Below are 13,301 nucleotides of genomic sequence, written 5' to 3'. Positions count from 1 at the left end.
AAAGGAAACGAGGATTCATGGCACGCGCAAAGTTTGAAAGGACTAAACCCCATATTAATATCGGTACAGTTGGCCACGTTGACCACGGTAAAACTACCTTGACAGCAGCCATCACAATGACCTTGGCAGCTATGGGCCAAGCTGTAGCTAAGGGCTACGACCAAATTGATAACGCGCCAGAAGAAAAGGCACGGGGTATTACCATCAATACCGCTCACGTAGAGTATGAAACCGCAAATCGGCACTATGCTCACGTAGACTGTCCCGGGCACGCTGACTATGTGAAAAACATGATCACTGGCGCAGCGCAAATGGATGGTGGCATTCTTGTAGTTGCTGCTACCGATGGTCCTATGCCCCAAACCCGCGAACACATCCTGCTGGCAAAACAGGTAGGCGTTCCTAGTCTGGTTGTCTTCTTGAACAAAGAAGACTTGATGGATGACGAAGAACTTTTGGAACTAGTAGAACTGGAACTGCGGGAATTGCTTTCCAGCTACGATTTCCCTGGCGATGACATCCCCATCATCAAAGGCTCTGGTCTGCAAGCTCTAGAAGCAATGACCAAGAATCCCAAGACCCAACGCGGAGAAAATAAGTGGGTAGACAAAATCTACGAACTAATGGATGCTGTAGATTCTTACATTCCCACCCCCGAACGGGATGTTGACAAGCCCTTCCTGATGGCTGTAGAAGACGTATTCTCCATCACTGGTCGTGGTACTGTTGCGACCGGTCGGATTGAGCGGGGTGTAGTTAAAGTCGGCGATAACGTTGAACTAGTGGGTATCAGAGATACTCGCGCCACCACCGTAACTGGTATTGAGATGTTCAAGAAGAGTCTCGACCAAGGTATGGCTGGAGATAACGCGGGCGTACTACTCAGAGGTATCCAAAAGGCTGATATTGAACGCGGGATGGTAATCGCCAAACCTGGTTCGATTACACCTCACACTCAATTTGAAGGTGAAGTATACGTTTTAACAGAAAAAGAAGGCGGTCGTAAGACTCCATTTTTCTCTGGCTACCGTCCCCAGTTCTATGTACGGACAACCGATGTAACTGGCACCATTAAAACCTTCACATCTGATGATGGTGGCGAGGCAGAAATGGTGATGCCAGGCGATCGCATCAAAATGACAGTAGAATTGATCAACCCGATCGCTATTGAACAAGGAATGCGCTTCGCTATTCGCGAAGGTGGTCGCACCATCGGTGCTGGTGTCGTCTCCAAAATTCTCAAATAGCACCTTTTTGCTCATAACAAAGGAGCAGAGATGGTATAATCCCACTCTGCTCCTTTCTATTCCCTGAATTCAAAAAAGTAGGGAGTAGAAAAAAAGATACTCCTTACTCACCACTCCCCATTTACTACTCCCCTAATTACGCAGAACCTGGAAAATTAAAGATGGCAACTCTACAGCAGCAGAAAATTAGAATTCGCTTACAAGCTTTTGACCGTCGTTTATTAGATACATCTTGCGAGAAGATTGTAGATACAGCTAACCGCACCAATGCTACAGCGATCGGCCCTATTCCTTTACCAACAAAACGCCGAATCTACTGTGTGCTGCGATCGCCTCACGTAGATAAAGATTCACGCGAACACTTTGAAACCCGTACTCATCGCCGGATTATTGACATCTACCAGCCATCTTCTAAAACTATTGATGCTTTGATGAAATTGGATTTACCATCCGGTGTAGATATCGAAGTCAAACTTTAATTAGTCATTAGTCATTGGTCAATAGGCAAAATACGACTAACAAAGCACAAAGTCTGACGGGAGGTTTCCTTTGCTTAGACTTTGTAAGACAGAAATAATGATATCAGTATGAATATTTACCTTGCCCTGAAGAAATATATCTCAGGGCTTTTTATTTAGCCCTAAAACAAATGGTAGAATGTAAACAAATTACGGGAAAAGCAGAGAAAAACATATTTTAAAGATTAAGTTTATACCAAGGTAACAATGACATCATCTTCTAAAATTGCAGTCCGCGAACTACCTCTGTTCCCGTTACCCGAAGTAGTTCTGTTTCCTACCAGACCATTGCCCCTGCACATCTTTGAATTTCGCTACCGGATCATGATGAACACGATTTTGGAGAGCGATCGCAGGTTCGGTGTTTTAATGTTCGATCCAGTTAAAGGTACAATTGCAAACACTGGCTGCTGTGCCGAAATTGTTCATCATCAGCGGCTGCCAGACGATCGGATGAAAATGTTGACCTTGGGGCAGCAAAGATTTCGTGTATTAGAATATGTTCGTGAAAAGCCATACCGTGTTGGTTTAGTAGAGTGGATTGAAGACCACCCACCGACTAAAGATTTGCGGCCTTTGGCTTCAGAAGTAGAACAACTACTGCGGGATGTTGTACGTCTGTCAGCTAAACTAACCGAACAAAATATTGAGTTACCAGAAGATTTGCCCGACCTCCCAATAGAGCTATCTTATTGGGTAGCTAGTAACCTCTATGGTGTTGCCGCAGAACAACAGTTATTGCTAGAGATGCAAGATACTGCAACTCGTCTAGAGCGTGAAGCAGAAATTTTAACTTCTACTCGCAATCACTTGGCAGCTAGGGCTGTTCTGAAAGACACATTTAATGAGAAATAATAAGTAGTTATTAGTCATTGGTCATTAGTTATTTGTTTATTAACAAATAACTAATGACAACTGACAAATGACTAAACAACGCTTACTGGTAAAACACTGTAAGTGCCCAAAATTCTGAGAATCTCTGTGTGGCTACTTAATTCTGCTAAAGCAGATTGCATTTGTGTTTCTTTGGCGTCTGCTTCTACATCAATAAAAAACAAATATTCACCTAGCGATCGCTTTGTGGGACGAGATTCAATCCGGCTGAGGTTAATTCCCAACTGAGCAAAGATTTGCAAAGGTTTGACTAACGCTCCTGGGATGTTAGCAGGTACGCTAAAAGCTAGGGAAGTGTGACTACAACTTGGTCTAACGTTCTGAAATCCAGCGTTTGGTTGGCCCTGACTTACTACCCAAAAACGAGTAAAGTTTTCTGGATAATCGTTAATAGCCCTGGCAAGTATGGGCAGATTGTAGAGATCAGCTGCTCTACTAGAGGCGATAGTTGCTGTTGTCGGCTCTTGTTCCAATCGCCCTAGTGCTTCGGTTGTAGAGTTGTTAGCAATAATCTGTACTCGTGGGAGGAACCGCTCTAACCATAGCTGACATTGTGCCAAAGCTTGGGGATGAGAGTAAACAGTTTGAATGCTATCTAAGCTAGTGGCACAGGAAATTAAATTATGCACAATGGGTAATATCAAGGCCAACTGAATTTGTAACTTGTCCAACTGCCACACTGTATCTAGCGTCATGGTCACACTCCCTTCAATAGAATTTTCCACTGGCACAACAGCCAACTGGGCTTGACCTTTAGCAACTGCTTGCAGCGATTGGGAGATGCTGGGATAGGGGCATAAAATAGTTTCAACTCCTGTACTTTTGCCCAGCCAGTTGACATAAAAAACAGCTGCTTGTTCTGAATAAGTGCCGGGTGGCCCTAAATGTGCGATCGATATAATCATGCCATTAGCCTTGAGTTGATAGTTTCACTAGAACTAGGTGTCGAGAAGGAATAGTAGAAAAGGATTTTATCCTAAATATTTTTGACGTTACATAAATGTGGGATGAATTAATATTTTTGACGAAGGCTAAAGGTAGATTCTTTGCGCGGTAATTGCTCATCATGGGGAAACCCCCAAGACCGCGCTGCCTTGCTTTTGCGCCTACCCTACAGGAATGCTAAAGGCGAATGCGTGAGGTTAAAAATCATCCCTAGATTCAGCAATGCCATATTTTTATACATATACAAATAAATCGAATTATGAATTTAATTAAATAAGCTATGCATAGCAGTTCTCTAATAGTCGGATTTGCAGGCAATTTTTCCCTAAATTTATCTGAAGATTGAAGATAAATTTTATTAGCTTATCCGATTTTGGATTACATATTTGTAATTTTTTGTCAATGCTTAATTCGTAATCTAAACTTTCTTTAAGAAAAGATAGTAATGAGCTTACCAACTTTTTGGCGATCGCGTATACCTCATCAACAAGTATAATTTTGATGGTAAATAAAATTTTTACTTTTCTGTAATCAGATTTAAGTTGTTAAAAAATATTAAAATTAAGAAACATATACTTTTATTCGCTCATGGCTATCCGGTTTACAGCGTCCCAATCGGTTGAAATAGCCGTTCCAGAGGAGCCTATTCCGATTCAGTACTATTTACGTCAGCCTCAACGTCTGGTTAAGGCATTGGTTGACAATAGCCGCATTCAGCAACTTTCTGAAGAGATATTTCGCTTGAAAATGCGTCCGCTGACTTTTATGTCACTGAGTATTCAACCGACTGTAGACATGAGAGTTTGGGTAGAATCAAATGACATAATTTATTTGCGATCGCTAGGCTGTGAAATTCTAGGTTTCGAGTATATTAATCAGCGCTTTGCTCTCAATTTAAAAGGGCATTTATCTCCCAAAGAGTTAAGCACAGGTACTCGCCTGCAAGGAAGAGCTGATTTAGAAGTACAAATAGATTTGCCACCACCATTTTCCCTGACTCCCAAGCCAATTTTAGAGGCTACTGGCAATGGTTTGCTCAAAAGCGTGCTGTTGACGGTCAAGCAAAGGCTATTACATCAACTTTTGGCAGATTATCGCCACTGGGTAATATCACAAACGAAAAATCAAGGAATTAACGGCGACAGTAGTAAACTGCCAATGTTAAACCCTGAGTAATTATTGCATCATTCACTATCCAGTACTTTGATTTGGCAAGGACGAAAAGACTTGCGATGTAGTGGCGATGGGCCGTATTGTTGCAGAGCCAGCAGATGCTGCTGGCTACCATAACCCTTGTTACACTCTAAGTTGTACATTGGGTATTTTGATGCTAAACGCATTATTAGCTCGTCACGCCAAACCTTGGCGACAATACTGGCAGAGGCAATAGCAAGCGAGCGCTCGTCTCCTTTGACTATTGTTTGTTGGGCCAATAAAAGATCTTGAATTGACTGATTGCCATCAACTAAGCAGAGTGTAGGCTGTACTTTTAACTTTAGTACAGCCCGCTTCATTGCTAACAGCGTCGCTTGCAAAATATTTATCTTGTCAATTTCGGCAGTGGAAGCAAACCCAATTTTCCAATCTACAGCCAGTCCCCAAATTTGTTGTGCTAGCTGAGTTCTTCTTTGACTAGACAATTTTTTACTGTCTTTAATTTTAGCTGCCATTAGTTCTGGCAAAGCATAATCTGGCAGGATTACGGCTGCGGCCACCACAGGGCCAAATAAAGCGCCTCGCCCTACTTCATCCACACCTGCAACTAACCCCGAAATCCCTGACAAGGTAGAAAACTCCAGCCAACTGGATTCTTCCAGAATTGCTGGGGAACAATTAGCAGCAGTTTGCTGTGTTTCTACCATAAGGCAAATTAATTGTCGTCGAGCGCCGAGGAACGACGACGGCGGCGACGGTTGGCTGTGGTGCTACTTGCATCACTTTCATCTACGTTTGCCACAGGTGTCGAAGGGCTGTCAGTAAACTCTGATGGTTCAGCTGTATCTTGGATTATCTCTTGGATTGAGGATTTTTGTTCTGGCTCAATAACTTTCGGTATCGGTATTCTGCTTGGAGTAAGTTCAGATGTTGCCCTTTGAGCGGTAATTGGTTCTGGGATCGATTCAGTTGGCGGCGTTGGCAGTTGGCCGGGCTGAATCACGTTAATAATCACAGACTTGGGATTTTTAACTTCTTGCTCCAATTTCACCAAAGGAGAGATTCCCATTAAGGCAAACATATCCTGTTCTTGGAGTGTCATTTCTACAGTCCTAATTTCTGGTGGTTCTACCACTGGTTTGACTGGCTCTGCTTTGGTAATTTTAGTGCGCTCTATTCTTTCACTCCAACCTGGCTTACCAAGGGTAGGTGAGGGAATTTCTGGCATTACTCCCAGTTCTGGTTCACCGTCAAGGTCTAAGTCTGGCTCGTTGACAAAAGCAAGTGGATTAGTGCCACTCCGGGCTTCATCTTTCCCATTTAATCCGTTAATACCACCAATGCGACTCCGACGAGTTCGGGTACGACGCTTATTATCGTTCAGTTCTTGATAACTTGGATGATTGATTAGATTAAGATTACTCAATTCTGAATCGCCATCAAATGGTTCCCCAAATCCATCATAGGTTTCTCGTGGTTCTGGGATGCGGGCAGATGGCTGACGCGGCTCTCTGTGAGGTAAAGGAGAAACAAAACGCTCACGCTCTGGCATTTCTGTTGGTGTGGGGAATCGATTTTCGATTTCTCCCGGCAGACGCACGGTATGTCCTAAACCGCCACAGGTGGGGCAAGTTTCACCAAACAATTCGTAAATATTTTGACCCTGACGCTTGCGAGTCAGTTCTACTAAACCTAGTTCAGTTAGTTGAGCAATCTGGGGACGAGCTTTGTCTGCTTTGAGTGCTTTATTAAAGTGTTCCAGAACTTGCAGTTGGTCGCGTCGCGATTCCATATCAATAAAATCAACGACAATCACCCCGGCAATATTTCGCAGACGCAATTGCCGAGCAATTTCTGTTGCTGCTTCACAGTTTGTCCACAAAACCGTTTCTCTGGCTGTTGCCGATCGCGTAAACGAACCTGAGTTAACATCAATTACTGTTAATGCCTCAGTCGGCTGAATGATAATGTAACCTCCAGAAGGTAGGTCTACCCTTGGTTTCAGGGCTTCTCGGATGGCGGCGTTAATCCGGAAATACTCTAAAATTGGTGAGCGATCGCGATGATGATCGATTAACAGCCCTTGAGGTGTTTGGCCTCCACTCCAGTTCTGTAAATACTGCTTAACTCGCTTCAAACCAGTGCTGGAATCCACAACGATCCGATTCACATCTGCGCCGTACATATCTCGCAATACGCGCTGAATAAAATCATCGTCCCGGTTGAGTAGTGCTGGGGCGCGGGTGGAATGGGCTTCCTGTTGGATTGCCTCCCATTGCTTTTGCAGCACTTCTAAATCTTCCATAATCGCTTCTTCTGGTTTGCCTTCTGCTTCTGTACGCACCAGCAAACCCATTCCCGCCGGTTTAATCAAAATCGCTAGCGCCCGCAAGCGGTTGCGCTCGCTTTCACTTTTAATCCGCCGGGATAAATTTACGCCTCTGCCATAGGGCATCAGTACCACATAACGTCCGGGTAAGGTGATATTACCTGTAAGCCTCGGCCCTTTTGTCCCCGTTGGCTCTTTCATCACTTGCACCAACACCTTCTGTTGTGGTGCTAATAATTCTGTGATTGCTGCTGCGGTACGCTTTAGCTTTAATGGCCCCAAGTCCGTGACGTGAATAAAGCCGTTGCGTTCCGGATCGCCAATATTAACAAAAGCTGCATCTATTCCAGGTAATACGTTTTCTACTACTCCTAAGTAGATATCACCTATTTGATGATGACCAGTAGCAACAACCAGTTCCTGTATCTGATCTTCAGAAAAAACCGCAGCAATTTGGTGCTGCTCCGCGATAATAATTTGTTTTGGCATTCAATTTCCTCAAAAATTGGCAGCACTAGCAGGTCTAGAGGTTTGTTGTATCAAGTCCGGTTAATTACTTCTAAATGAAAAGTCCTTGCATCGCTGTGCCTTTTGAGACAATGTTACAGCTATCGTTGGTACTCCAAAGGAAGAACTCTTTAGCCTTAGCTCAAACTTCTTTTGACACGACAGTTGCTACCCTACGTTGGGGGAACCCTCTTCTCTGGGGAGACGCTAACGCGAATGAGGGAACAAAAACGCTAAAGGCAAACAAGTAGGGAAACTCTTTATTAGCAAATGTCTGGTCTTTGCATCAGTTTTCATTTTCAGTGTAATTCCAGTTCGATATTATACCTTTTATTCCTGTGAGCCTAAAAAGACGCTACTGGTAATAACAATCGTCAAGCAATTGTGGATTTTAGATTTACGATAGCGTAGCGTAAAGCCTTCTCTTCGAGAGGCTTGCCAACGGCATAGGTTCTCTACGAGACGCTAGGCGTAGCTTGCTTCCCCATAGGGGTACGCTTAGAGCGACGTAGGAGCGTCTTTTGAATTGAAACAGACCACAAGGGTAACAAGCTTAAGGATTTTAGATTGATGATTTAAGATTAGTTCCCACCCAAAAAGGTGGGTATGAACGAAAAAACAATCCAAAATCTGTCTTGAAAAGCTTTAATCGGAGGTTTCCTCCGCTTAAATGCCAGTGTAAAAATGCAAAAACTCACCCAAGCAACTGACTCAACTTTTGTCTCCGACACGCTACGCGTAGCTTGCTTCGACCTAGGAGTACGCAAAATCTAAAAATTGAAAATCGGAAGTCAACCTGAGCTTCTCAGTTAAATAGCTATTGATACTCTTAAGAGCTTTCACACGCTTGATTATTCCAGATCGGCTGCATATTCATATTGTTTAAGCAATTAAATCAACCGTCCGTGGTTGATTTCTGATGTAATACTCTCTTTGAAAGAGAGTTCTGAGTTGAAAGTACTAAATCCTGAGTCAACTTTTAACTCAGGATATTTGATTTGAGAGTAACCTACTGAAGTCGTTAACAAAAAAAAACTACTTCTATTTTCCATTCCCCAGATTTATCCTTAGGGTTATATTCAGCAACACCAGTCGCTACTCTACCTGAAGTTGCTCTGGCCTAGGGCAAACTGCGCTTTGGCTTTGCGCGTCTGTGAGCGTCTATAAGTCGGCATAGCCGACAGCAGTTGGTTTCATAGCGAGTTCTCCAAAGGAGTACAACTCTACAAGAGTAACGCACTGGCTGTTAGGCACTACTGTGGATTAGACATTCAGCAGTTGTTTAAAAAGCATGGAGTTAGAGAACCTAACCGAGCCTGCTGTTCGTTACTGATTCACAAGGTAGCTATAGAGAGAGTGTGTGTTCTTTAATCTGCCTCAGTTTGTCTGGGATAAAATCCTAGAAGTTGCACTCTAAAATCTTTGCTTTCGCCCCCTTAATCCGAGGGTAGTGAACCAGCTAATTCAATGCAGCGCCAGAAAATTTCTCTTCATCTCATTCTAACGCAACCTTGCTAAAAATCAATTCCTATGATGTGCCATCTTATGACAACTACTAGCAAGTTGCCATAGAGGGATTATACCCCTAAAACTAGGCGATTGCGGTGGATGTGTAGGATTTGAAATTCTACATTAGCTACTGCCTCTAACATAAACACAATTTGTTCTGGACGTAAGAGCCAACCATCTTGGCGGTAGCTACCTACATAACGAATAACAGATATACATTCTGCCGTGTTCTTGTCGGTTTCTACCAATTCCAATTCAAACAAGCGATCGCGCAGATTTATTAACTGGCTTTTGCCTGACTTGGTTATTTGCTCGTACCAGAGTTCGTCTTTGGCTTTAATGCTATCAATCCAGTTTTGCCATTGTGCAGGTGTCACTTCATTTGATGTTCCTACAGTCATCAAATACTCTGCGGCTTCCAACAGTTGGCTAGCAGCTTTCGCTTTTAAATCGATTTGCGCCACATTATATATAGGTATGTCTGTGGGCATTTCTCTAGCTAGTTGTTCTTTAAAAGTATCAATTGCCACGGGCATTGTTAACTCAAAATCCGCAATTTCACCGCTGCTGGTAGCTCCTAAAGCCAAAGCAGTGGCTAGAGAAATTCGCGGCATTGGATGAAATCCTCCAGTAAAGGCAATTGGCAAGCCTGCTCGCCGCACAACTCGGTCAAACAAACGCATTAAATCGAGATGGCTCACCAAAGCCATGTTACCTTGTTTACCAAACCAAACTCGTATTCGTTGTGTTCTAGTGGTGTTGGGGACAAATTCACCAGCGAATTTTGGCACAGCAGGTGGTTCAATGACGATATTGTGACCAAAATCAGTGCCACAAACACCGCAGTGAGAACAACCTTCAAAGGAGCAATCAGGTACAATTGCGGCTGTTAGAGCGCGTTCCAAGTCTTCTTTGAGCCACTTTTTGTCAATTCCGGTATCTATATGATCCCAAGGGAGGGCGGCATCGAGGGAGTGGTGAGTGTTGAGTGTTGAGTAAGGAGTTATTATTTCCTCCTCTGCTCCTGTGCGCCTCTGCGCCTCTGCGTGAAATAAATTCCATTCGCCGTTTTCAATTTGGCGATATTTCCAATCTAGACCGGCTTGGGCGATCGCATCTTCCCAAGCAGTAAAAGCTTTATCTAAATTGTCATACCAGGAATCCATACCTGCACCCAGTTCCCAGGCGCGACGCAGTACTTTGCCCAAAGTGCGATCGCCCCGTCCAATAAAATCTTCCATTGCCGAAATCCGGACATCGGTAAAATTTGCCTTTGCTCCCTTTATCCGACGGAATTCTTGCCGCAGCAGGTTTTGTTTGCGCTTAAATTCAGTGGTAGAAACTGAATGCCACTGAAATGGCGTGTGGGGCTTGGGGGTAAAGTTAGAAATTGTCAAATTAAAGTTTAGGGGTTTTCTGCCTTTGCCCCGACATTCACGCTGTAGCCAACTTACTGTTTCAGCAATTCCCAAGACATCAGCATCTGTCTCACCTGGCAAGCCAATCATAAAATAGAGCTTAATTTTATCCCAACCTTGCTCCCAAGCGGTTTTCACTCCCCGCAACAATTCTTCATTGGTCAAACCTTTATTCACGATGTCTCGCATCCGCTGAGTTCCAGCTTCTGGAGCAAAGGTCAGTCCACTTTGCCGCGTACCTCCAAGGATATTGGCAATATTTTCATCAAATCTATCTACTCTTTGGCTGGGTAGAGTCAGAGAAATGTTTTCATTTCTTAAGCGATTTTTAATTTCCATCCCCACCGCTGGTAGGGATAAATAATCAGAACAACTCAAGGAAAGCAAGGAAAACTCATTGTAACCGGTTGCCCGCATCCCTTGTTCAATTGCTTCTACCACTTTATCCGGTTCTACATCCCGTGCTGGTCTAGTCAGCATTCCTGGTTGACAGAAGCGACAGCCACGAGTGCAACCACGGCGAATTTCAATGGTCAAGCGGTCATGTACTGTTTCTACGTAGGGAACCAAGCCAATAGAATATGCTGGGATGGGGGTTGCAACTCTTCGTAGAATTCGTTTAGGAACATCTGGACGCAGAGGATGAACTGAGCCATCATTTGCCATCTCGTAAAACTGAGGGACATATACGCCTGGGATCTGTGCCAAGTCTAGTAACAATTCTTCCCGACTCAAAAGAGCTTTTTTGCCTTCTTCTAATACCAAACCAATCTCTGGCAGTAATTCTTCTCCGTCTCCAAGAGCGAAAAAGTCGAAGAAGTCAGCGTAAGGCTCAGGATTTGATGTCGCTGTCTGTCCCCCAGCAAAAATTAACGGGTAAGGAGAGAACGCGGCGACGCGGGGATGGGGAGACGCGGTGATATTTTCTTTGTTCTCCCTGTCCCTGTGTCCCGGCGTTTCCGCGTCTCTTCTTTCTCGCCACGTTAAAGGAATTCCCGCTAAATCCAACATTTCTAGGATATTAGTTGCACCCAGTTCGTAACTGAGGCTAAAGCCTAAAATGTCGAATTCTGTGAGCGATCGCTTTGACTCTACCGCAAATAACGGTGTATTAGTTTCCCGTAGTTTGGCTGATAGATCTTGTCCTGGTAAGTAGGCGCGATCGCACAACTGACTCTTTTGGGCATTCAAAATGTTATATAAAATGATGTGCCCTAAATTCGATGCACCGACTTCATAGACTTCTGGGTAGGTTAAAACCCAGCGTATTGTTGTCGTTTCCCAAGGTTTGTGTACTGCTAAGCGCTCGTTACCCAAGTAACGCCCTGGTTTTAAAATATCCGATGTTATTAGCTTTTCAACTGCAACAGCCACTATGCTATCTTCGAGCTACCTTAATTACAGTTACTAAAACCCAACCTTAGCATCGAATTAGGTCTTTCAACAAAATTTATCGTTACAACTTATAACTCCTTTACATAAAGTCCGCTCCTCACCTAAACTTTGCTTGTTTTACATAGTTTTTATATGAATTTATGTTGCAGACAAGTCAGATGCGCTTTCTAAAATTTCAAAAACTCTATCTAGCTGCGTCAGTTCAAAAATAATTTTAACTGAAGGAGCAAGATTGCAAAGTCGGAAACTCCTCTCTAAACTCAAAGCCAGTTTGTGTGCGGATAACAATGCCATCAAACCTGCGCTGTCTAAGGATTCTACTGCCCCTAAATCTACTACCAAGATGGAAATATCATTTTTCGTGAGCTCCGTGGTTAGATCTCGTTCAAATTCTAAAGCGTTTGCAGCATTCAAAGAGCCTTGTGGTTGAATAACCGCAATTTTGGGATACTGAAGCACTGCTTGCATGGTTACATCCTATGAGAGTTATTGAAGCGTCAAGGTAAGAATTATTTGAACATAAACTTTTTTTTGTTGCATCGACCATATGTCTTAGCTTTCTTTGCTGAATCTTTATTGCTTTAGTATGTCTGTTTAAAGATTGTCATAATTCCAGTTTAAAATGTGTTCATATATACTTTTTTTTTATCTCAGTTCAAAAACAATCAACATAGACAGCAGTAAAACAAAAAAATTATCCGTAACTTTTCTGAGGAAACTTGCCTGGTCTATAACTTAAGCTAATTTAGCCAAGTTTTAAGGGAAAGTTAAATGTTGGACTTTACTGTTACTGATGATATTAGGCAAAATCACAGCAGATTGTTTATCTAGCTAATTTAAATTGTGATCTATATCACTAACAAATTAGTATTTGATCGCTTTTTATACTGAGAATTATCTGGAATAATTAATATCATATAGAGTTGGGTTATTACTTATGAGAACTAGGTACGCTATTCGTAAATTGGTAGAAAAAGCTCTTGATATTAAAAAATTAACCCCTGAAATAGAAAATGAAATTAACTCAGAACTAACACAACTAGGTTATATTTCTGACGTTGACTACGAAGCTTTAGAATTATTAATGTCAGAAATGGATGCTGGTCGGATTCAGTTAGTTTCTAGCCTTGGATACTAATTATCTGTCTTTAGGTATAGAGGTTTTTAGTTTATTGAAGTGAATTTAATAAAGACTAGAGCAATCAAACTTTCAAACAGTTATGGTAGCTCGGACATGGCTAACGAAGAAGAATTCACCATACATGAATATAGATCCTTGTAAAGGCACTTTTACCTGTGTACCTTCTGGAAAAACAGTGCCGATAATAAGGGCGAGATCGTTGGTTTTATTTTCTATGACATTGATTATTTAAATGCTAAGGTG

At 42.7% G+C, this 13,301-nt stretch carries 10 protein-coding genes; 5 read left to right on the top strand and 5 right to left on the bottom strand.

The genetic code is table 11. The annotated features are described in order from the left end of the window. Positions 1 to 17: 17 nt before the first annotated feature. From tuf to H6H03_RS15810, 3 genes are all read left to right on the top strand, one after another. A complete protein-coding gene (gene tuf, locus H6H03_RS15820; RefSeq protein WP_190956034.1) occupies positions 18 to 1,247 on the top strand; it encodes an elongation factor Tu in 1,230 nt (409 codons plus the stop codon). A 161-nt stretch (positions 1,248 to 1,408) separates the two neighbouring features. Beyond that, a complete protein-coding gene (gene rpsJ / locus H6H03_RS15815) occupies positions 1,409 to 1,726 on the top strand; it encodes a 30S ribosomal protein S10 (protein ID WP_008232935.1) in 318 nt (105 codons plus the stop codon). A gap of 246 nt (positions 1,727 to 1,972) precedes the next feature. Then, positions 1,973 to 2,620, top strand: coding sequence for an LON peptidase substrate-binding domain-containing protein (locus H6H03_RS15810; protein WP_190956033.1), 648 nt, complete (start codon positions 1,973 to 1,975; stop codon positions 2,618 to 2,620). A 71-nt stretch (positions 2,621 to 2,691) separates the two neighbouring features. Here the strand turns inward: H6H03_RS15810 and pheA are convergent, their stop codons facing one another. Beyond that, positions 2,692 to 3,564, bottom strand: a complete 873-nt coding sequence (gene pheA / locus H6H03_RS15805) for a prephenate dehydratase (protein WP_190956032.1) — start codon at positions 3,562 to 3,564, stop codon at positions 2,692 to 2,694. Between the two features lie 628 nt (positions 3,565 to 4,192). On the opposite strand from pheA, the gene H6H03_RS15800 reads away from it, so the two are divergent. Beyond that, a complete protein-coding gene (locus H6H03_RS15800) occupies positions 4,193 to 4,780 on the top strand; it encodes a DUF1997 domain-containing protein (RefSeq protein ID WP_190956031.1) in 588 nt (195 codons plus the stop codon). Between the two features lie 8 nt (positions 4,781 to 4,788). Here H6H03_RS15800 and H6H03_RS15795 read toward each other — a convergent pair whose 3' ends face one another. The 4 genes from H6H03_RS15795 to H6H03_RS15780 all read right to left on the bottom strand — a co-directional run bounded on the left by H6H03_RS15795 (position 4,789) and on the right by H6H03_RS15780 (position 12,385). Then, the gene (locus tag H6H03_RS15795; RefSeq protein WP_190956030.1) at positions 4,789 to 5,466 is read right to left on the bottom strand and encodes a ribonuclease HII; all 678 of its coding nucleotides are present in this window, start codon (positions 5,464 to 5,466) and stop codon (positions 4,789 to 4,791) included. 8 nt (positions 5,467 to 5,474) lie between these two features. After that, positions 5,475 to 7,577 carry an Rne/Rng family ribonuclease gene (locus H6H03_RS15790; protein WP_190956029.1) on the bottom strand — a complete coding sequence of 701 codons (2,103 nt, stop codon included), beginning with the start codon at positions 7,575 to 7,577 and terminating at the stop codon, positions 5,475 to 5,477. Positions 7,578 to 9,172: 1,595 nt separating this feature from the next. Next, complete coding sequence (locus tag H6H03_RS15785; RefSeq protein ID WP_190956028.1) at positions 9,173 to 11,896, bottom strand: TIGR03936 family radical SAM-associated protein; 2,724 nt, start codon at positions 11,894 to 11,896, stop codon at positions 9,173 to 9,175. A gap of 159 nt (positions 11,897 to 12,055) precedes the next feature. After that, the gene (locus H6H03_RS15780; protein WP_190956027.1) at positions 12,056 to 12,385 is read right to left on the bottom strand and encodes an STAS domain-containing protein; all 330 of its coding nucleotides are present in this window, start codon (positions 12,383 to 12,385) and stop codon (positions 12,056 to 12,058) included. 469 nt (positions 12,386 to 12,854) lie between these two features. On the opposite strand from H6H03_RS15780, the gene H6H03_RS15775 reads away from it, so the two are divergent. Further along, on the top strand, positions 12,855 to 13,055 hold the full coding sequence (locus tag H6H03_RS15775; protein ID WP_096536754.1) for a hypothetical protein: 201 nt from the start codon (positions 12,855 to 12,857) through the stop codon (positions 13,053 to 13,055). Positions 13,056 to 13,301 lie beyond the last annotated feature (246 nt).

This window comes from Nostoc paludosum FACHB-159 (assembly GCF_014698835.1).
In the GTDB taxonomy this organism is placed as follows: domain Bacteria; phylum Cyanobacteriota; class Cyanobacteriia; order Cyanobacteriales; family Nostocaceae; genus Nostoc; species Nostoc paludosum.
Note: the sequence above shows the minus strand (reverse complement) of the source record. Positions and strands in the feature narration are given on the sequence as shown.